At 71.9% G+C, this 18,033-nt stretch carries 19 protein-coding genes; 5 read left to right on the top strand and 14 right to left on the bottom strand.

Annotation, left to right across the window (positions count from 1 at the left end; all coding sequences use genetic code 11):
- The first annotated feature begins 56 nt into the window (after positions 1-56).
- Complete coding sequence (gene opcA / locus ACODT5_RS37145) at positions 57-992, top strand: glucose-6-phosphate dehydrogenase assembly protein OpcA (protein ID WP_422523439.1); 936 nt, start codon at positions 57-59, stop codon at positions 990-992.
- Here opcA and ACODT5_RS37140 read toward each other — a convergent pair.
- Positions 938-1,414 carry a cupin domain-containing protein gene (locus ACODT5_RS37140; protein ID WP_422523438.1) on the bottom strand — a complete coding sequence of 159 codons (477 nt, stop codon included), beginning with the start codon at positions 1,412-1,414 and terminating at the stop codon, positions 938-940. The two genes, opcA and ACODT5_RS37140, sit on opposite strands and share 55 nt — an antisense overlap.
- Before the next feature lie 113 nt (positions 1,415-1,527).
- Complete coding sequence (locus tag ACODT5_RS37135) at positions 1,528-2,130, bottom strand: HhH-GPD-type base excision DNA repair protein (RefSeq protein ID WP_422523437.1); 603 nt, start codon at positions 2,128-2,130, stop codon at positions 1,528-1,530.
- 108 nt (positions 2,131-2,238) lie between these two features.
- Between ACODT5_RS37135 and ACODT5_RS37130 the strand changes: the two genes are divergently transcribed.
- Entirely contained in the window at positions 2,239-3,051 is an 813-nt protein-coding gene (locus ACODT5_RS37130; protein WP_422523436.1) for a VOC family protein, read from the top strand.
- A gap of 46 nt (positions 3,052-3,097) precedes the next feature.
- On the opposite strand, the gene ACODT5_RS37125 is transcribed toward ACODT5_RS37130, so the two are convergent.
- Positions 3,098-3,445: a DoxX family protein gene (locus ACODT5_RS37125; RefSeq protein WP_422523435.1), complete on the bottom strand. Its 348-nt coding sequence runs from the start codon at positions 3,443-3,445 to the stop codon at positions 3,098-3,100.
- Positions 3,446-3,722: 277 nt separating this feature from the next.
- On the opposite strand from ACODT5_RS37125, the gene ACODT5_RS37120 reads away from it, so the two are divergent.
- Entirely contained in the window at positions 3,723-4,142 is a 420-nt protein-coding gene (locus ACODT5_RS37120) for a TOBE domain-containing protein (RefSeq protein WP_422523434.1), read from the top strand.
- Between the two features lie 24 nt (positions 4,143-4,166).
- On the opposite strand, the gene ACODT5_RS37115 is transcribed toward ACODT5_RS37120, so the two are convergent.
- From ACODT5_RS37115 to ACODT5_RS37100, 4 genes are all read right to left on the bottom strand, one after another.
- Positions 4,167-4,613 (bottom strand): molybdopterin-dependent oxidoreductase, encoded by a 447-nt coding sequence (locus ACODT5_RS37115; protein WP_422523433.1) that lies wholly within the window; start codon positions 4,611-4,613, stop codon positions 4,167-4,169.
- A 122-nt stretch (positions 4,614-4,735) separates the two neighbouring features.
- The gene (locus ACODT5_RS37110) at positions 4,736-5,650 is read right to left on the bottom strand and encodes a helix-turn-helix domain-containing protein (protein ID WP_422523432.1); all 915 of its coding nucleotides are present in this window, start codon (positions 5,648-5,650) and stop codon (positions 4,736-4,738) included.
- 462 nt (positions 5,651-6,112) lie between these two features.
- Positions 6,113-8,914, bottom strand: a complete 2,802-nt coding sequence (locus tag ACODT5_RS37105) for a molybdopterin-dependent oxidoreductase (RefSeq protein ID WP_422523431.1) — start codon at positions 8,912-8,914, stop codon at positions 6,113-6,115.
- The gene (locus ACODT5_RS37100) at positions 8,911-9,747 is read right to left on the bottom strand and encodes an FAD binding domain-containing protein (RefSeq protein WP_422523430.1); all 837 of its coding nucleotides are present in this window, start codon (positions 9,745-9,747) and stop codon (positions 8,911-8,913) included. Before ACODT5_RS37100 ends, ACODT5_RS37105 begins: the two co-directional genes overlap by 4 nt.
- 285 nt (positions 9,748-10,032) lie before the next feature.
- On the opposite strand from ACODT5_RS37100, the gene ACODT5_RS37095 reads away from it, so the two are divergent.
- The gene (locus ACODT5_RS37095; RefSeq protein WP_422523429.1) at positions 10,033-11,508 is read left to right on the top strand and encodes a helix-turn-helix domain-containing protein; all 1,476 of its coding nucleotides are present in this window, start codon (positions 10,033-10,035) and stop codon (positions 11,506-11,508) included.
- A 31-nt stretch (positions 11,509-11,539) separates the two neighbouring features.
- On the opposite strand, the gene ACODT5_RS37090 is transcribed toward ACODT5_RS37095, so the two are convergent.
- Positions 11,540-11,941 (bottom strand): TOBE domain-containing protein, encoded by a 402-nt coding sequence (locus ACODT5_RS37090; RefSeq protein WP_422523428.1) that lies wholly within the window; start codon positions 11,939-11,941, stop codon positions 11,540-11,542.
- Between the two features lie 162 nt (positions 11,942-12,103).
- Between ACODT5_RS37090 and ACODT5_RS37085 the strand changes: the two genes are divergently transcribed.
- Positions 12,104-12,958 (top strand): universal stress protein, encoded by an 855-nt coding sequence (locus ACODT5_RS37085; RefSeq protein ID WP_422523427.1) that lies wholly within the window; start codon positions 12,104-12,106, stop codon positions 12,956-12,958.
- A 69-nt stretch (positions 12,959-13,027) separates the two neighbouring features.
- Here ACODT5_RS37085 and ACODT5_RS37080 read toward each other — a convergent pair whose 3' ends face one another.
- The 6 genes from ACODT5_RS37080 to ACODT5_RS37055 form a co-directional block, all read right to left on the bottom strand.
- Positions 13,028-13,450 carry a PIN domain nuclease gene (locus ACODT5_RS37080; protein ID WP_422523426.1) on the bottom strand — a complete coding sequence of 141 codons (423 nt, stop codon included), beginning with the start codon at positions 13,448-13,450 and terminating at the stop codon, positions 13,028-13,030.
- Complete coding sequence (locus ACODT5_RS37075; RefSeq protein ID WP_422523425.1) at positions 13,447-13,662, bottom strand: type II toxin-antitoxin system VapB family antitoxin; 216 nt, start codon at positions 13,660-13,662, stop codon at positions 13,447-13,449. The genes ACODT5_RS37080 and ACODT5_RS37075 overlap by 4 nt, the downstream gene beginning before the upstream one ends.
- 79 nt (positions 13,663-13,741) lie before the next feature.
- On the bottom strand, positions 13,742-15,442 hold the full coding sequence (locus tag ACODT5_RS37070) for an aspartate:alanine exchanger family transporter (RefSeq protein ID WP_422523424.1): 1,701 nt from the start codon (positions 15,440-15,442) through the stop codon (positions 13,742-13,744).
- Positions 15,443-15,603: 161 nt separating this feature from the next.
- On the bottom strand, positions 15,604-16,380 hold the full coding sequence (locus ACODT5_RS37065; protein WP_422523423.1) for an SDR family oxidoreductase: 777 nt from the start codon (positions 16,378-16,380) through the stop codon (positions 15,604-15,606).
- Positions 16,381-16,439: 59 nt separating this feature from the next.
- The gene (locus tag ACODT5_RS37060; RefSeq protein ID WP_422523422.1) at positions 16,440-17,333 is read right to left on the bottom strand and encodes an RNA polymerase sigma-70 factor; all 894 of its coding nucleotides are present in this window, start codon (positions 17,331-17,333) and stop codon (positions 16,440-16,442) included.
- A 382-nt stretch (positions 17,334-17,715) separates the two neighbouring features.
- Positions 17,716-18,027 (bottom strand): 4a-hydroxytetrahydrobiopterin dehydratase, encoded by a 312-nt coding sequence (locus tag ACODT5_RS37055; protein ID WP_422523421.1) that lies wholly within the window; start codon positions 18,025-18,027, stop codon positions 17,716-17,718.
- Positions 18,028-18,033: the final 6 nt, after the last annotated feature.

The following is an 18,033-nucleotide window of genomic DNA, read 5'->3' as shown; positions in this document are numbered from 1 at the left end:
CGGGGCGGGGAGGACTTCCGTACCCGGGGCCCCGTCCGGCCTGCGAGACTCGGAGCATGCGGACCGAACTCACGGATACGACCTCCAGCAAGGTCAACCGGGCCCTCCTCGACGCGCGACGGGCCATCGGGAGCCCCACGATGGGGCTCGTGCTCAACCTCCTCGTCGCCACGGACGAGGAGAACGCCTACGACGCCGTCCGCGCGGCCTCCGAGGCCTCGCGCGAGCACCCCTGCCGGATCATCGCGGTCATAAAGCGCACCGCCCGCGGCTCGCACCGGCAGCGGCAGAACCGGCTCGACGCCGAGCTGCGGGTGGGCTCCGACGCCGGGTCCGGGGAGATCGTGCTGCTGCGGCTGCACGGGACCCTCAACGAGCACGCGGGCTCCGTGGTGCTCCCGCTGCTGGTGCCGGACGCGCCCGTGGTGGCCTGGTGGCCCGCCGAGGCCCCGGCCGCGCCCGCCCGGGACCCGCTGGGCGCCCTCGCGCAGCGCAGGATCACCGACGCAGAGGCGGCCGCCGACCCGGTCGCCGCGCTCGACGTCCGGGGCGGCGCCTACGAGCCCGGGGACACCGACCTGGCCTGGACCCGGCTCACCCCGTGGCGCTCGCTGCTGGCCGCAGCCCTGGACCAGAAGCCGCTCCCGGTGACGGGCGCGGCCGTGGAGAGCGAGCCCGGCAACGCCAGCTCCGAGCTGCTGGCCCGCTGGCTGGAGGACCGCCTCGGCGTGCCCGTGGAGCGGGTGGCGACCGGGGGCCCGGTCATCACCCGGGTCCGGCTGACGACCTCCGCCGGGGAGATCCGCGTGGACCGCCCGGACGGGGTCCTGGCCACCCTGCTCCTGCCGGGCAGCCCCGACCGCAAGGTGGCGCTGAAGATCCGCAGCAGCGCCGAGCTCATCGCGGAGGAACTGCGACGGCTCGACCCCGACGAGATCTACGCTTCGGCGCTTCGCTTCAGGCGGCCGGCCCAGGCGTCGCTCTCCGCGTAGTGGTTGTCGTAGACCGGCTGGCTGTCGATGATGTCCTGCACCGTGGCCTCGCCGACCCGGACCCGGCCGAGCAGCCGGTAGTAGTCGAAGCGGCCCATGCCGGGGGTGAAGCCGACGAAGACCTCGGCGGTGGAGTCCGCGGCCGGGGCGAAGGCGTGCTTCACACCGGGCGGCACGGTGAGGAAGTCGCCCTTGGTCAGGGTGTGTATCTCGTCGCCGAGCAGGACGTCGAGCCTGCCGTCCGTGACGTGGAAGAACTCGGTCGCCTTGGTGTGGAAGTGCACCGGGGCCCCCGTCGCGCCGACCTCGAAGTTGGACATGTTGCAGGTGAGCTCGGCGTTGTCCGTGAGCAGAGTGATCAGGCTGCCGGGGCTGTCGGAGATGGTTTCGGCGGTGGCGGCGCGCGTCAGATTCTCAGTCATGATCAGGAGCTTAGGGGCAGGTTCTGACAACGGGCGAGCGCACCCGCCCGAACCCTCAATTCCGTTTGGTGGCACCGCTGGTGGGCGACTTTCAGGTCGCTTCGAGATCGCTTCTAGGTCGCTTTCGCGGCCTTCGCAGCGGCCTTCGCCTCCTGCTTGTGCGCCCGCACCTTGGCCAGCGACTCCGGGCCGGTGATGTCGGCCGCCGACCGGTAGACGTTCGCCGGCCCGTACCCGCCGGCCGCCTCGCGCCAGCCGCGCGGACGCACCCCGAACCGCTTGCCGAGCAGCGCCAGGAAGATCTGCGCCTTCTGCTCCCCGAAGCCGGGCAGCGCCCTCAGCCGGGCCAGCAGCTCGGCGCCCGTACCCACGCCGGTCCACACCGCCGCCGCGTCCCCTTCGTAGTGCTCCACCAGGTACGCGCACAGCTGCTGCACCCGCTTCGCCATCGACCCCGGGTAGCGGTGCACGGCCGGCTTCTCGGAGAGCAGCGCGGCGAAGGCCTCCGGGTCGTAGGCGGCGATCGCGTGCGCGTCCAGATCGTCGGAGCCGAGGCGCCGGGCGATCGTGTACGGCCCCGAGAACGCCCATTCCATGGGTACCTGCTGGTCCAGCAGCATCCCGACCAGCGCGGCGAGCGGGCTGCGGCCCAGCAGCTCGTCGGCCTCCGGCTGCTGGGCGAGCCGGATGGTGACGGTCTTGTTCTTGTCGTCCATGCACCCAGGGTCCCGCGCGGCGGTGCTCCCCGCGCGGTTGTCAGACCCCGCGCCTAGCGTGAGAACCGAGACGGGTCACGTCGTACACGACACAGGAGTCGATCGATCATGGCTGAGTTCACGGAAGGCGCGCCCTGCTGGGTGGACGCGATGTTCTCCGACCTGGAGGGCGCGAAGACCTTCTACGCCGACGTGCTGGGCTGGACCTTCGGAGAGTCCAGCACCGAGTACGGCAACTACACCCAGGCCTACTCCGACGGCAAGGCCGTCGCGGCCATCGTGCCGCCGATGCCGGGGGCGGAGGGCCATTCGCAGTGGTGTCTCTACCTCGCTTCGCCCGATGCCGCGGCCACGGCCGCGAAGATCAAGGCGGCCGGCGGCGAGCTGCTCATGGAGCCAATGCAGGTCGGCTCCTTCGGCACGATGGCCATCGCGAAGGAGCCGAGCGGCGCCGTCTTCGGCGTCTGGCAGCCGGGCGACCACAAGGGCTTCGAGAAGACCGGCGAGGCGGGCGCGTACTGCTGGGCCGAGTTCTTCTCGCGCGACGTGGCCAAGGCGGACGCCTTCCTCCCGCAGGTCTTCCCCTACGAAGCCCAGCAGATGGAGGCCGGCGACGACCCCGAGATGGCCGGGATGGACTTCAAGGTCTTCAGCCTGGGCGGCCCGGAGAACCCGGTGCTGGGCCGGATGGGCATGGGCGACGACTTCCCGCCGGAGATCCCCTCGTACGTCCAGGTCTACTTCGCCGTCCCGGACTGCGACGAGGCCGTCGCCAAGACCCAGGCCCACGGCGGCAAGCTGCACTTCGGTCCGATGGACAGTCCCTTCGGCCGCTTCGCGGCGGTGGCGGACCCGCAGGGCGCGGCGTTCGCCGTGATCGACGTGGCGAAGACGGTCGGAGAGATGCCGACGTTCGGCTGACGGGCGGAGCGGGTGCGGGGGCAGGCCCCCCGCACCCTCGTGCGCCCTACGCGGCGAAGCCGAGGGCGAAGGCGGCGACGACCGGGGCCATGTAGATCACCGGGAAGGGGGCGTGGGCGTAGGCCCTGGCCCGGAGCACGGTGATCACGGCGCCGGTGTAGTAGAGGACGAGGCCGACGCCGGCGGCGATGCCGACGGCCGGCACGAGGAGGCCGGCCAGCAGGCCCAGCGCTCCGGCGGCCTTGGCCGCGCCGAGCGGGGTCCACCAGGCCCGGGGGACCCTGTACTGCTCCATGGCCTCCACGACCCACGGGGCGCGGCGCAGGAGCGAGTACCCCGAGAAGCCCGACATGGCGGCGGCGAGTACGGCGACGACGGTGGCGGCGATGTCCATGAGGGGCTCCTCGGTAGGCGGTGCGTCCGGTGGTGCGTCCGGCGGTGCGGACGGGTGTTTTTCTTCCTCACCGCACTGACCCGCGCCGCGGCACGGATGTGACAGGGCCCCCGAAATTCTTTTCCCGGCGCATCGGCCAGCCGCCCGAGTGGTTCCGGGTGGCGGGTGCGACGCGTTGAACGCGGGCCGCCCCCGAGCCGCCTAGCGTCGATCTTGTGCGGTTCTCCTGCCCCGGGCCGCACGAACCGAACTGTCTAGGTAAGAGGTCGAACCAGTCATGAGCCTGAGCATCCGCAACCAGATCGCCGGCACCGTCACCTCCGTCACCTCGGGCGAGGCCATGACGACGGTCAAGGTCCGCCTGGAAGGTGGCCAGGACATCACCGCCGCGATCACCACCGACGCAGTCAAGGACCTCGGCCTCGCCGCGGGCTCCTCCGTGAAGGCGCTGGTCAAGGCCACCGAGGTCGCCCTGGCCACCGGTGTCGTCGAGGGCATCTCCATCCGCAACCAGATCGCCGGCACCGTGGCCGGCATCGCCACCGGCGGCGCCATGGCATCGGTCAAGGTGGACGTGAACGGCGGCGGGCTGACCGCCGCCATCACCAAGGACGCCGTGGAGGCGCTCGGCCTGGCCGCCGGGTCCTCCGTCGTCGCGCTGATCAAGTCGACCGAGATCTCCCTCGCGACGGTCTGAGGGCTCAGCCCTCAGGGCTCGGCCCTACAGCCCCAGGCTCGGCGGGGACAGCGCGCCGAACCACACGTGCGTGACGGCGCTGACGTAGCGCGCCCCGCACCGGTCCGAGGGGACCACCAGCTGCGCACCCGCATCGTCGAGGTCCTCACCGTCGAGGCGGGTCGCCAGCAGGACCGGGCTCCCGCCGAAGTCGGCGTCCAACTCGGCCCAGGCAAGCATCGAATGGTGCCCGTCCCCGCCGGTCACGGCGAGCAGGAACCGCGAACGGTCCTTGCGGCGCCGGGCGTCGAAGGCCGGGCCGGCGTCCGAGATGACGTCCCGGAGCAACGGGCCCTCGAACACGTGGTGCTGCGGACCGTTCGTCGCACAGTCGAACGTGACCGCGGCCCGGTGCTGTGCCCAGTCCCGCAGGTCCGCGACGCTGAGCGTCGCCGGGTGGTCCAGGTCTCCGTGCAGCATGAGTTTGGCCATGGGTCACTCATGCCCGGCTCGGCAGCCTCGGGAACCTCGTATGCAAGGTTCAGAGCTTGATATGAGCCGCAGCTGTGCATCCAATAGTCGATTCAGCCTGGCAGATCCGGATGCACGGAGTGTCAGGCCGCGGCTCTTCTGGCGCAGCCGCCGCACTCCCCGGGGGTGGGGCTGCGGAAGGCGACCCGATCGCAGGTCACGCAGGTCTGGAGCGGATCCGGCGGTACGAACGCCAGCTCGCGGTAGAGCGGTTCGAGCATCGGCGGAAGCTGGCGGGCCAGCCGGTGGGCGACGAGCCCGGCCGGATTGCGCGTCAGGGGCGGCAGGTTGGCGGTGAGCACGGCGATCACCGCCTGCGGACTGGCACCCCGCTCCAGCCAGGCCTCCACCCCGGGGGCGAGCCGGTCGATGTCCTGCTCTCCGAGGAGGAGCCGCTGGTCGAGGCGGCGCAACTGCCCGAGCAGGCCCTTGGCGGCTTTGCGGCGCGAGGGGAGGCTCTCGTCCGGAACGGGAACGGGAACGGGAACGGCAGCTGGAGAAGGAGGGGCGGGCGCGGGCATGGCTTCGGCCGGGGGTGCGGGTGCAGGCACGGGCGCGGCGGCCAGGGGCTCTGCCGCTGGTGCCGGTTCCGCTGCGGGTGAGGGCTCGGGTGCCGGCGCCGGCTGCGGTGCCGGCGGCGCTCCCTCCGTACGGAACGGAGCGCGCGGCGACCGCGGCGACCGCGGCGGCCGAGATGGCCGCGGCGACGGTGGCCCCAGCGGCTCGGGATCCGCCTCGGGCAGGGCTCCCGGCTGGTTGTAAAACACCGTTCGGGTGAAGATCTTCCCGCCCGGCAGAGGCTCTGTGTCCCGGCTCAAGTAGCCGTGGAGCTCCAGTTCGCGCAGCGCCGCGGCGATCCGGGTCGCACCCTCGGTGAACTTCGGGGTCAGATCCCTGATGCCGATCAGTGTGCCGCTTGGCAACGACTGGATGTGCACGGCGAGCCCGATCGCCATCAGTGACAACGCGCGGTGCTGGGCGAGGTGGTTGCCGATCACGGTGAAATGTGACCTGTGACGGACGTTGGCGTGGTGTACCCCGGACGTGGGGGCCAGGTGCGCGTTAAAGTGCTCAGGAGCCATGGGGAAGGTTCTGCTTCCTTGGTGGTCAGGCCCTCGTTCGGGATTGCACTCCCGGCGGGGGCCGTCTCATGTTCTGGGGTTGTCGGGCCAGAGCATATGCCAGCCAACCCACCTGAAATCCAGCCCAGTTCGGCGATGTCACCCGTGTGAGTGACGCGGCCGCCGCGGGAGGTAGGAGGGGTTTGGCGGGTGTTTCTTTCCCTAGGTTCTTTAAAACAAAAGAAGGGTCGTGGGTCACCGGATCCCGGTCCGCCACGACCCGGTGACGCCCTTTCATCGCACGCACTATCCATTTCCGCGGACCCACCGCAACCTGGGATTCCGGGTTCCGGTCGGCAGGTCGCGACGCCGCGCCGGACAGGCCGCTGACCTGGCCGTTTACGCGAGGCCACCCACCTCGTGAATCCTCTGCCAGACCACGTCCCGCGTCACCGGCAGCTCCGTGAAGCGGATTCCCGTCGCGTCGCGCAGCGCGTTGGTGAAGGCGGGGGCCACCGGGTTGAAGGGGCTCTCGGACATCGACTTGGCGCCGAGCGGGCCGATCGCGTCGGAGGTTTCCATGAAGTGGACCTCCGTACGCGGGACATCGGCGTATTGCGGGAGCCGATAGCGGCGGAAGGCCGCCGTGGTGACCTCGCCGCGCTCGTCCACCCGTACGGTCTCGAAGAGGGTGGCGCCGAGGGCCTGGGCCACGCCGCCCTCGACCTGGCCGCGGCACTGCATCGGGTTCATGACCTTGCCCGCGTCGGCCGCGTGGACGCTGCGCAGGATCTTCATCTCGCCGGTCTGCGGGTCGACGGCGATCCGGAACCACTGGGCGTTGAAGGCCACCGAGCGCGGGGAGCCGCCCCAGTGGCCGTCGGCCGCGATCTCCTCCAGCCTGCCCTTGTCGTACGCGGCCTCGTACAGCTCCTTGAGGGTGACGACGCGGCCCGCGCAGTCGAAGGCTTCGGCGGACAGCTTGCACAGGTGCCGGGCCACGCCGGTGTGGCGGGCGGCGAAGGTCTTGAGGCGCTCGGCGAGGGAGTCGGCGGCCAGCATGACCGCCTTGCCCGCCACGACCGTGCCGGCCGAGCCGAAGGCGCCGGTGTCGTGCCGGACCACGTCGGTGTCGGACTGGCGGACCGTGATCCGGTCGACCGTGGTGTTCAGGGCTCCGGCGGTGATCTGCTTGTGGACGGTGGTGGTGCCGTTGCCGAACTCGGCCGTGCCCACGGCGATGTCGTACGTGCCGTCGCGCAGGAGCGAGACGCGCGCGTCGGCGTAGTGGCCGCCCGGGGGGCCGGTCGCGATCATCGCGACGGCCGTGCCGGTCCCGGTGAGCCAGCCCTCGGGGACGTCCTCGTGGCTGCGGTCCTCGGCGATGGCCTTGCGGACGACGTCCATGCACTGCTTCATGCCGTAGGAGGCGATGAAGAGGTCCTCCTCGTGGCCGATCGGGGTCACCATGTGGTCGCCGGGGCCTATGACGTTCTTCTCGCGCAGGGCGAGCGGGTCCATGCCGAGCCGTACGGCGAGCTCGTCCATCACCGATTCGAGGGCGAAGAGGACCTGGCCCAGGCCGTAGCCGCGGAAGGCGCCGGCGGGGACGCCGTTGGTGTAGACGGAGTACGCCTCCACTTCCTTGTTCGGGGCCTTGTAGACCGCGAAGGACTCGCCGACGCTGTGGAACATCACCGCCGGGCCGTGGTTCCCGTAGGCGCCGGTGTTCGAGACGACCCGGATGCGGAGCGCGGTGAGGGTGCCGTCGGCCTTGGCGCCGATCTTGATGGTGATCTTGAAGGGGTGGCGGGTGGTCGCCCCGTAGAACTGCTCGGCCCGGGTGAATTCGAGTTTCACCGGCCGCCGCAGTTTCAGGGCGGCGAGGACCACGATGTCCTCGGTGAGCATCTCCTGCTTGCCGCCGAACCCGCCGCCCACGCGGCCCGCGACGACGCGGACCTCGTCCTCGCCCAGGTCGTAGAGGGCGCACAGCGCACGCCGGGTCAGGAACGGCGCCTGGGTGGAGGAGCGGACGGTGATGCGCTCGCCCGGGGAGCCGTCCTCCTTGGGCTCGAAGTACGCGACGCTGCCGTGGGTTTCGAGGCTGGCGTGCTGCACGCGCTGGGTCAGATACGTCTCCTCGTGGACGACGTCGGCCTCGGCGTACCCCTTCTCCATGTCGCCGAGGGTGTGGTGGACCTCGCCGCACACGTTGTTCTCGGCGCGGAAGATCCCCGACTCGAGTCCCTTGGGGTGGATGACGGGCGCGCCGGGCAGCATCGCCTCCTCCGGGTCGATGACGTACGGCAGTTCCTCGTACGTGACCACCACGCGGCGGCAGCCCTCCTCGGCGGCCTGCTCGGAGTCGGCGACGACCGCGGCCACGCGCTGGCCGACGAAGCGGACCACGTCGTCCAGGACCCGGGTGTCCATCGGGTCCTCGGTGGGATGCTCGTGCCGGGCCGAGGAGTACAGCCGGTCAGGGGCGTCGTGGTGGGTGAAGACCGCGTGGACACCCGGAACTTGGAGGGCGTCGGTGGTGTCGATGGCGACGATGCGGGCGTGCGGGTGCGGGGAGCGCAGCAGCTTCATGTGGAGCAGCCCGGGGACGTCGATGTCGAAGGTGTAGCGGGCGGTGCCGGTGACCACCTGCGGGCCGGCCGGCGCACCGAGGGACTTTCCGACGGCCTGCCCCGCCTCCGGGGTTTCGACGTGCTTCACGCCGCGTACGGCGTCCTCGATGGCGCGGTATCCCGTACAGCGGCAGATGTTGCCCTTGAAGGCGCGGGGCAGGTCGTCGAGCTTGCCGTCGTCGTGGGCGGTGCCGCGCTCGGCCTGGAGGGCGGAGGTGGTCATCAGGAACCCGGCGGTGCAGAAGCCGCACTGGAATCCCTGGGCTTCGAGGAACTGCTGCTGGGCGGGGTGGAGTTCGCCGCCGGGCGAGCACAGTCCCTCGACGGTGGTGACGGAGCGGCCCTCGGCGCGGACGGCCGGGTAGAGGCAGCTGTGGACGGGCTGCCCGTCGACGTGGACCGTGCAGGCGCCGCAGTCGCCCTGGTCGCAGCCCTTCTTCACGCCGAACCAGCCGCGCTCGCGGAGGTAGGTGCGCAGGCACTGGCCGGAGCGGGGCTCCTCGGTGAAACGCCGCTTGTTGATGTCGATCTCGTAGCTGCTGCTACTGCTCTTGCTGCTGCTCATCGCGGTTCCTCCGGAGCGTCTGCGCCCGTCAGTTCTCGGCGGACCTCCTCGGCGAGGCGCAGGCCCATGTGCCGTCGCCAGGCGGGCAGTCCGTGGATGTCGTCGTACCACTCGCCGGGCCGGACGGTGTCGTCGATCGCCCGGCGCAGCTCGGCCGCCGTGGGCGGCAGCGCGAACCAGAGGCGGAAGGGGCGGGTGGTGGCGGCCGAGACCGTGACGGCGAGGGAGCCGTCCCGGGGGTCGTGGGCGCCGATGACGACGGCGCCGGAGCGGCCGAGGCCGTAGAGGGAGGCCTGCCGGAAGGCCGTACGGGAGTCCAGTGCGCGGGCGGGCAGTCGTACCGAGCGCAGCAGCTCGCCGTCGCGCAGGTCCTTGACGCCGGCTCCGCGGATGAAGTCGGTGACGGGCAGGCGGCGGGTGGCGCCGTCCTGGCCCTGGAGGAGGACGGTGCCGTCGAGGGCGGCGGTGAGGGAGATCATCGGGCCGGCGGGGAGGCCGTTGCAGAGGTTGCCGCCGACGGTCGCCATGTTCCAGATCTTGAAGCTGGCGAGGAAGGCGCGGCAGCACTGTTCGAAGAGCGGTGCGGCCGTGGTGGGCAGGGTCCGGCCGAAGCGGGACAGCTCGGTGATGGTGCAGGTGGCGGCGATGTCGAGGGAGCCGTCGGGCTGCCAGGACAGGGGCGGCCAGCCCATCCGGGAGAGGTCGACGAGGCGGCGTATGTGGGGCTGGGGCTCGGAGAAGAGGTACGTGCCGCCGCCGAGCCAGGCGTCACCCGGACGCCAGGGTTCGCGGCGGCGTGCGTCGCGTACGTCGAGCACCGTGTTGAGGTCCATTTCCCGCCATCCTTTCCGTCGTCTCCGTCGTCGTCTTGCCGGTGTCTCGTCTCCGGCTCGTCGGCGGCTCGTCGATTTCCGCCGTTTTCCGTCGTCCCGTCAGTGAAACAACGCGCCGGGGGCGAGGACGACTGGTCCCCGGCACGGAAAAACGCCAGGGCCGACGGGGCCTCCCTGGTGAATCATCCAAGAGGCTGTTCGAAGAGTTGCCCTTGCATTTACCATGGCAATCCTCATATTCGCCTCGCGATTGTGGGCTGCCACCCGCCGCAAGGAGTCCCCGCCATGCACGTCCTCGACCTGCTCCAGTCCGACAATCTCGGCCTCACCCTGCTCTGGGGCGAGCAGTCCCTTCTCGGCCAGGAGGTCAGCGGGGTGACCGCCACCGACCTGGAGGACCCGGGCCGGTTCCTGGGCCCCGGAGAGCTCGTGCTCAGCGGCCTCGTGTGGTGGCGTCCGGGGGCGTCGGCCGCCGCCAGGACCGACCGGTTCGTCGCCGCCCTGGCCGACGCGGGAGCGCGGGCGCTGCTGGCCGGCGAGGAGACGCACGGAAGGGTGCCCGAGGAGCTGGTCGCCGCCTGCCGGGCCCACCGGATGCCGCTGGTGGCGGTGCCCGCGCAGACCAGCTTCCGGGCCGTCACCGAGGCGGTGTACCTGCGCCAGTGGGGCGACCTCAGCCGGCGCCCGACCCGGCACTTCGCGCTCCCCGAGAACGTGCGCAGCGAGCTCAGCCGGCTCCTGGAGGGCGGGGCCGGGCCGGCGGAGCTGCTGGACCGGGCGTGCGCGCACCTGGGCCGGCTGCCCTGCTACCTGCTGACCGCGAGCGGCCGCACGGTGGCCCGTACCCCGTCCGCGCCCGCGATCCCGGCGCAGCGGGCCGCCTCCGCCGCGAAGGGCGGGGTCTCGCTGGGCGTCGAGGCCGAGGGCTCCCCGTACGACGCCTGGCTGCTGCACGTCCCGGACGCGGACGCGGCGCCGCCGCGGGTGCTCCACGAGATCGCCGGGGTGTTCGCGCAGTACCGCGACGGCCGGGCCCGCCGGGTGGCCGCGCGCCGGGCCGCCGGACGGGACCTGCTCGCCCTGGTGGCGGCCGAGGCGGAACCGGACCTCCTCGGCGCCGCGCTCCAGACGGCCGGACTGCCCGCGGGGGGCCCGTACCGGGTGGTGTCGGCGACCGACGGGGACGCCCTCGCGGAGGCGCTGGGGCACCTGGAGGGGGTCCGCTGGGCGGCGGGATCGGGCGGGGCGGTGCTGTACGAGGGCACGGACGGGGCCGACTCCGCTGCCTTGGCCGACACCGCCGATCTCACCGACCGGCTGCGCGCCGTATGGCCGCTGCTCCAGGCGTGCGCCGCCCCGGGGGCCGATCTGCGGCTCGGCGTGGGTGCGCGGACGGCTTCGGCCGACGGGCTGCGCGCGTCACTGTGCCAGGCGCGCTTCGCGCTGACGGCGGCCGACGCGGTGGTCCCGGTCCGCGGGGTCGAACGGCTGGACACCCTGACCGAACTGCTCTCGGGGGTCCCGCCGGAGGTGCGCGGGGTGTTCGGGGCGCGGATCCTGGGCCCGCTCGGGGACGGGATGCTGCGGGAGACCCTGGAGGTGTTCCTCGCGAACAACTGCTCGTGGACGCGTACGGCGGAGGCGCTGCACCTGCACGTGAACACGGTCCACTACCGGATCGAGCGGGTGGAGTCCCTGACCGGCCGCGACCTCTCGCGCCTCGACCACAAGCTGGACCTGTACGCGGCGCTGCGCTGCTAGGGCGTCGCGCCCCGCCCTCGGCGCCGAGGAGCTAAAAGGCCAGGTCGATGTGGACGTCGGTGGACTTCACCCGGGCCGTCACCGTGACCCCGACCGCGATGCCGAGCTCCTCGACCGACTCCCGGGTCACCACGGAGACGAGGCGGTACGGGCCCGACTGGACCTCGACCCGGGCCGCGACCTCGTCGAGCAGGACGCCGGTGACGATCCCCGCGAAGGAGTTGCGCACGGAGGTGGCGACGGCCGTCTCCGGCACCGGATGCAGACCGGCGGCCCGGTCCTTGGCGAAGGCGGCGAGGGCGACCCCGTCGACCGTCCGTGCCCCGTCGGGCGACCGGAGTGCGGGCAGGCGCCCCCCGTCGGCCCAGCGGCGGACGGTCTCGGGGCTCACGCCCAGCAGGCCTGCGGCCTGCCCGATCGAGTACGAGGGCACGCCCGCAGCCTAGGGCCTGTCTCCGCAAGGCTTCTCGGCAAGGCTCTCCCGGGGTTCTCGGTAGAGGAGCGAAAGCCGCAAAGGGGGTAAAAGGCCCAGTTGGCGTAGCGTCGTAGGAGCGACCAGGAATTGGCCGCGGCATGTGAAAGAAGGGTGCCGCCGATGTCCGTCCCGTCCGACCAGACCGCCCCGCCCACCCCGCCCGCCCTCCCCGTCCTCGTCGGGTTCGACGGGTCCGTCCGGAGCCTCGCCGCCGCCCGGTGGGGCGCCCGTGAGGCCCTGGCGGCCGGGGCGCCGCTCCGGGTGCTCCACGTAGGCCAGGCCTGGCCGACCATCCAGCCGATCTCCGTGGAGTTCCAGCCCGTGCTCGGCGAGAGCGAGCACGTGGCGAGGACCGCGCTGACGGCCCTGGTCGAGGAACTCCGCACCACCCACCAGGGCCTGACCGTCGAGGCGGCCACCGCCGAGGGCGGTCCCGGCAACGAGATCCCGCGGGCCGCCGCCCAGGCCAACGCCGGGCTGATCGTGCTCGGCGCGAGCGGCGAGGACCGCCACGTCATCCCGCTGCTCGGCTCCACGGCGCTGCACGTCGCGGGGCGCGCCGAGGTCCCCGTCGTCCTCGTACGGGAGCCCGCCGAGCGTGCGCCGCACGGACGCGGGGTCATCGTGGGGGTGGACCCGGCGGGGGACCACGCCGCCGTACTCGACTTCGCGTACGCCTGGGCGGCCACCCACAAGCTCCCGCTGCGCGCCGTGCACGCGGTGCACGCGGACCCGGCGGACCCGGAGCCGCTCGAAGCGGCGGTGGCCGCGGCCGGCGCGCGCTACCCGCAGGTGCCGACCGAGTGCGTGACCCGCCCGGGCGAGCCGGCGCAGCTCCTGCTCGACGAGTCCGCCGAGGCCGACCTCCTGGTCGTGGGCCGCCGGCATCACCGCCCCCTCCACGGCATGGGCCCGACGGACCACGCGGTGGCCCACCACGCCCACAGCCCGGTGGCCCTGATCCCCCACGGCTAGGCCGTCTCTTTCGCCGGGATCCGTTCCGTTCAGGCGGTTCGCCAGCGCTTCGCCGGCGCTTCGCCGGCCCTACTTGTCGGCCGCCGGGCCGTACCACTGGAGGGCCTGGCCCGTGACGGCAGCGATGCACTCGAAGTCGCGGTCGCGGTGCAGGAGGGTCAGTCCTTGCAGTTCGGCGGTCGCCGCGACGACGAGGTCCACGGCTCCGGCGCTACGGTGCTGCCCTCGCCGGGTCAGCAGCTCCTGCACGTGCCAGGCTCGGTCATAGGCTCGGTCGTCGACCGGCACCCAGCCGAACAGCAGGCGCATGTCTTCGATCCCCCGGATCCGGTCTTCGGCTGACCGGGCGCTGTAGAAGAACTCCAGCTCGGTGATCGGGCAGGTGGCGATGAGCCCGGCCGCCGCCGCTTGGTCCCAGCCGTACTGTTCCGCGTCGCCCCGCATGAGCCGGGCCAACGCGCTCGTGTCGATGAGGAATTGGGCAGCGCTCACCGCCGGTAGTTCCCCTTGTCGTCAAGAAGGTCCAAGTCGAAGGCGCCGTCGGCGGCAGCCGCACGGAGCCGTGTCAGTGCCAGGGCCCGACGTCGGATCTCCAGCACCTCGCGCAGCGCGGTGTTGACGGTCTCCCGCTTGGTGCTGGTCCCGAGTGCTTGGGCGACGTCGGCGAGCAGCTCATCGTCGAGATCGATCACGGTTCTACTCATCAGGCACCTCCGTTGATATCAACTCGGATGCCGATTATATCTGTGAAGGTATCTCCCGGGAATGCCTGCGGGAGGTCGGCTACCGCCGCAGCAGCACGATCACCGACCCCCACATCGTCAGCAGTACGTTGCCCAAGGCGTACGGGACCGTCGTGCCCAGCGCCGGGATCTGGCTCCGGGCGCGTTCCGTCAGGGCGCCGAGGGCGGCCGTCGTGGTCTGGGCTCCGGCCAGTGCGCCGAGCAGGATCGGGAGGGGGAGCCGCTGCACGAAGTGCCCGTAGGCGAATCCGGCCAGCAGCGGCACGGTCGTCACGGCGGCCCCCCAGAGCAGCAGCGGCCAGCCGGCTTCGCGCAGGCCCGGGACGAAGCTCGGGCCGGCGTTGAGGCCGACGACCGTGACGAACACGCACAGGCCGAGCGTGCCCATCAGCCACTGCGCCGCCGACGGCAGGTTCCCGTACGTGGGGTACTTGCTCCGGATCCAGCCGAAGACCAGCCCCATCAGCAACGCCCCGGTGGAGGTGGACAGCGACAGCGGCGCCCCGGCCGCGTGCAGCGCCGGGATGCCGAGGCAGCCGCCGAGGAAGAGCCCGAGCGCGATCCACACCATGTCCGTCGCGAAGCTGGTGGGCACCGGCTTGCCCAGCTCCGCCGCGGCCGCCTCCACCCGGCTGCGCGGCCCCGTCAGGACCAGGGTGTCGCCCCGCTCCACCGTGCTGTCGAGGCGGACCCGCAGGTCGGCGCCGGCCCTCCAGTGCTCGTCGACGAAGACGCCCGGCATGAACTCCTCGTGGCGCAGGGTGCGGATGGTGCGCCCGCTGAGGTTCCGGTCGGTGATGACCACGTGCAGGGACTCGGTGCGGTAGGCGAGCAGCTCGAAGTCGTCCGTCTCCATCCCGATGTGCGTGCGCGCGTCGTACGCGACCAGGTCGCCGCGGACCGCGCTGACGGCCAGGACGTCCCCGATCTCGACGCGGGTGTCCGTGGTGTGCTCCAGGATCTCCCCGCCGCGGCGCAGCCGGGTGATGTAGAGCCGCCGCCCGGCGGCCTTCTGCTCCGCCTCGAAGTCCCCGATCGTGCGCCCGGCGAAGGCCGCCACGTCGACGGCGTACGCGCGCAGCACGTGCTTGTAGTAGCCCTCCCCGGCGTCGGGGTCGTCCTCCGCGGCCTCCAGGTCGGCGGCGAGCACGGCGCTCTCGGCCGCGAGGTCCCGGTGGAGGAGGCGGGGCAGGAATCCGGCGAGGAGCAGCGCGGGCAGGACCGTACCGAGGGGGTACGTGACCGCGTAGGCGACGGCGATCAGATGGGACTGGTCCCGCGCCTCGGCCGCACTGACGCCGGGCAGGTGGGAGATGGCGTCGGAGCCGACGCCGATGACGGCGGACTGGGTGAGGCCACCGCCGAGCAGACCGGCGGACAGGCCGGGCCCGTAACCGGCGAGGGTGGCGAAGGCCCAGGCGGAGGCGAGTCCGGTGACGCAGACGATGAGGGCGAGGACCACCTGGGGGAGGCCGTCCTTGCGCAGGGCGCGGAAGAACTGCGGGCCGACGTCGTAGCCGAGGGCGAAGAGGAACATCAGGAAGAAGACGGACTTGATGGGACCGTCGATCTCGACCTTCGCCTGGGAGCCGATGACCAGCCCGGCGACGAGGCAGCCGGTGACGGCGCCGAGGGCGATGGACTTGTACCGGAGGCGGCCGAGCAGGAAGCCGACGGCGATGGTCAGGAAGATCAGCAGCTCGGGATAGGGCTGGAAGATCTCCGTCCTGAGCCAGTCCATCCACGCCACCCGCACTCACCCGCTTCCCGCCGCCTTCCCGCCCGCGCGACCTCCTGCACCGTCCCGGGCCGTGTCGTCTCGAGAAACGGTATGTGCCGGTATGCCCGCCCGCACGTCCAGCGGGCCGCCGCATCCGCCCATCCGTCCGGCCGGCCGCGGGGTCAGCGGGAGGCCCGCTCGGCGAGGTACTGCTCCCAGGTGCGCCGGCCGAGCGCCTGGCCCGGTGCGGTCAGGTGGCCGGCGCGCCAGGCGGCCCCGATCCTGCCGGGGACGTGGACGGGAAGGACGGCGCGGCGCTTGCCGGCGGCGCGCAGCCAGTCCCTGGCGAGAGCGGCGGCCGGGTACACGGTCGGGCCGGCGAAGTCGGGCACCCGGCCGGCCGGGTCGCCGAGGGCCAGCTCGACCAGCCGGTCCGCGACCTCGCCCACGTCGACCGGCTGGCAGTCGGTGCCGGACGGTACGAGGACGACCGGGAGCTTGGACAGGGCCCCGAAGGCGAGGTCGAGCAGCGCGGGGAACTGGGTGGCCCGCAGGTTGGTCCAGCCCGTCCCCGAGGCGGCGAGCAGCTCCTCGCCCTCCAGCTTGACCTGGTAGTACGGGTAGGGGATCCGGTCGACGCCGACGATCGAGATGTTGACGACGTGCTCGACGCCGGCCCGCTTCCCGGCTTCCAGCAGGTGCCGGAAGCCCGGGACGTCGTTCTTGAAGTGCCGGATGTCGCTCGCGCAGTGGATGACCGTGACGACGCCCGCGAGTGCCTCGTCGAGCCCGGCGCCCGTGGTCAGGTCGCCGGTGTACCAGTCCACGCCGGCGTCGTCGGGCAGCGCGGTGCGGCGCGTGAGCGCGCGGACCGGGCGGCCGGTGCGGCGGACCCGTTCCAGCACCTCGCGGCCGAGCGTGCCCGTCGCTCCGGTCACCATGATCGTGTCGTTCTCCATCAGTCCCAGCCTTCCGAATCCCTCGTCGATCGCGCCGTCACCGATGAAGAACCGACGGGTCAGCCGTTCTGTGACAGCTCTCGGAGCTGAGTTGCGAGGAAGGCCAGTTTGTCCGGGTTCAGGACGAGCCTGACGCCGGTGATCCCGCCCTCGCCGAGCTCCAGCGCCCCGAACGCGGTCAGCTCGCCGTCCGCCCAGCTGACCACCGCCGGAACGCCGTTCGCCTCGGCGAAGCCGATCTCCACGCCGTTGACCCACCGGGAGAAGAGACCGACGAGGAATCGGGCCGCCTTGTCCCGCCCGGCCACCGGCCGGCTCGCCGCGCTCGCCTTGCCACCGCCGTCCGACCAGACGACGACCTGCTCGGAGAGGAGCTGTTCCAGCCCGTCCATCGCGCCCTCGGACGCGGCGGCCAGGAACCGGGCGAGCAGTTCGTCGTCCTGCTCCCGCGAGGTGGTGAACCGCGGCCGGCCGTCGGCCAGGTGCTGCTTGGCCCGTCGGTAGAGCTGGCGCGCGTTCGCCTCCGAGCAGTCGAGTACGCCCGCGATGTCCCGGTGGCTGTAGTCGAAGGCGTCGCGCAGCACCACGCAGGCCCGCTCGGGGGCCGACAGCCGCTCCATCATCGTCAGCACGGCGAACGACACCGAGTCCCGCTGCTCGGCCGTCTCCATCGGCCCCAGCGCCCCGGCGCCGGTCCCCACCGGCTCGGGGATCCAGGGCCCGAAGTACTCCTCGCGCTGCACCCGGGCGGAGGTGAGCCGGTTCAGGCACAGGTTGGTGACCACCTTGGCCAGCCACGGCCCCGGCGCGACCACTTGCCCGGGCCGGGCCCCGTGCCAGCGCAGGTACGCGTCCTGCACGGCGTCCTCGGCCTCGGCCGCCGAGCCGAGCATCCGGTACGCCAGCGAGAACAGCCGCGATCGATGGTCCTCAAACTCCTGTGCCGCATCCATGCCGCCACGCTAGCGAGCCCTCTGACGCGATCCCGGTCGCGGTCCCTGCCTGACGGGGCAACGCAAAGAGCCCCACCGCAGGCGGTGGGGCTCTTCGACGTATTGCCCGGTGAGAGCAATGGCGGAGGATACGAGATTCGAACTCGTGAGGGGTTGCCCCCAACACGCTTTCCAAATGTTCGTACCGCCGTCCGGTGGGGGCCGTAACCGTCCTGACATGCACCGGAAGCCGGACGAGCAGGTTTCCTGAACGCCGCTGTACGACGGTGAACGAGACCAGGATCGAGACCACACGCCCGTTGGCGGAGGAGGTCGACCGTCTGATCCAAGGCGGCATCGCGGCATTCCTGCGGGGCGTACCGGGCCTCCGCGTAGCCGCCGCTCAGGCACTGGTGGCGGCTGAAAGCACTCCGTCGATGCGTGCCGCCAGCGCGAAGTCGAGTCTGGTCAGTCCGCCTTCGCTGTAGGTCATGAGCGAGAAGTGCAGGGTTCGCCAGCGGATGTCGATGTCGGGGTGGTGGTCCATCTCCTCGGCGATCTCGGCGATCTTCACCACGGTCTGGATCGCTTCCGGGAAGGAGGCCAGCTCGACGGTACGGACGATCGTGTGGCCCTCGCGCGCCCAGAGCGGCAGCAGGGACAGGTCTTCCGCGATCTCATCCTCGGTCAGCAGGGCTCTGCTCAATCCGCTCATGCCATT

It is taken from the genome of Streptomyces tatrensis (assembly GCF_049310065.1).
Taxonomy (GTDB): domain Bacteria; phylum Actinomycetota; class Actinomycetes; order Streptomycetales; family Streptomycetaceae; genus Streptomyces.
Note: the sequence above shows the minus strand (reverse complement) of the source record. Positions and strands in the feature narration are given on the sequence as shown.

Coding starts and splice junctions, on each gene's coding strand:
- opcA (WP_422523439.1), top strand. CDS start 57: ATGCGGACCGAACTCACGGATACGACCTCCAGCAAGGTCAACCGGGCC.
- ACODT5_RS37140 (WP_422523438.1), bottom strand. CDS start 1,414: ATGACTGAGAATCTGACGCGCGCCGCCACCGCCGAAACCATCTCCGAC.
- ACODT5_RS37135 (WP_422523437.1), bottom strand. CDS start 2,130: ATGGACGACAAGAACAAGACCGTCACCATCCGGCTCGCCCAGCAGCCG.
- ACODT5_RS37130 (WP_422523436.1), top strand. CDS start 2,239: ATGGCTGAGTTCACGGAAGGCGCGCCCTGCTGGGTGGACGCGATGTTC.
- ACODT5_RS37125 (WP_422523435.1), bottom strand. CDS start 3,445: ATGGACATCGCCGCCACCGTCGTCGCCGTACTCGCCGCCGCCATGTCG.
- ACODT5_RS37120 (WP_422523434.1), top strand. CDS start 3,723: ATGAGCCTGAGCATCCGCAACCAGATCGCCGGCACCGTCACCTCCGTC.
- ACODT5_RS37115 (WP_422523433.1), bottom strand. CDS start 4,613: ATGGCCAAACTCATGCTGCACGGAGACCTGGACCACCCGGCGACGCTC.
- ACODT5_RS37105 (WP_422523431.1), bottom strand. CDS start 8,914: ATGAGCAGCAGCAAGAGCAGTAGCAGCAGCTACGAGATCGACATCAAC.
- ACODT5_RS37100 (WP_422523430.1), bottom strand. CDS start 9,747: ATGGACCTCAACACGGTGCTCGACGTACGCGACGCACGCCGCCGCGAA.
- ACODT5_RS37095 (WP_422523429.1), top strand. CDS start 10,033: ATGCACGTCCTCGACCTGCTCCAGTCCGACAATCTCGGCCTCACCCTG.
- ACODT5_RS37085 (WP_422523427.1), top strand. CDS start 12,104: ATGTCCGTCCCGTCCGACCAGACCGCCCCGCCCACCCCGCCCGCCCTC.
- ACODT5_RS37075 (WP_422523425.1), bottom strand. CDS start 13,662: ATGAGTAGAACCGTGATCGATCTCGACGATGAGCTGCTCGCCGACGTC.
- ACODT5_RS37070 (WP_422523424.1), bottom strand. CDS start 15,442: ATGGACTGGCTCAGGACGGAGATCTTCCAGCCCTATCCCGAGCTGCTG.
- ACODT5_RS37065 (WP_422523423.1), bottom strand. CDS start 16,380: ATGGAGAACGACACGATCATGGTGACCGGAGCGACGGGCACGCTCGGC.
- ACODT5_RS37060 (WP_422523422.1), bottom strand. CDS start 17,333: ATGGATGCGGCACAGGAGTTTGAGGACCATCGATCGCGGCTGTTCTCG.
- ACODT5_RS37055 (WP_422523421.1), bottom strand. CDS start 18,027: ATGAGCGGATTGAGCAGAGCCCTGCTGACCGAGGATGAGATCGCGGAA.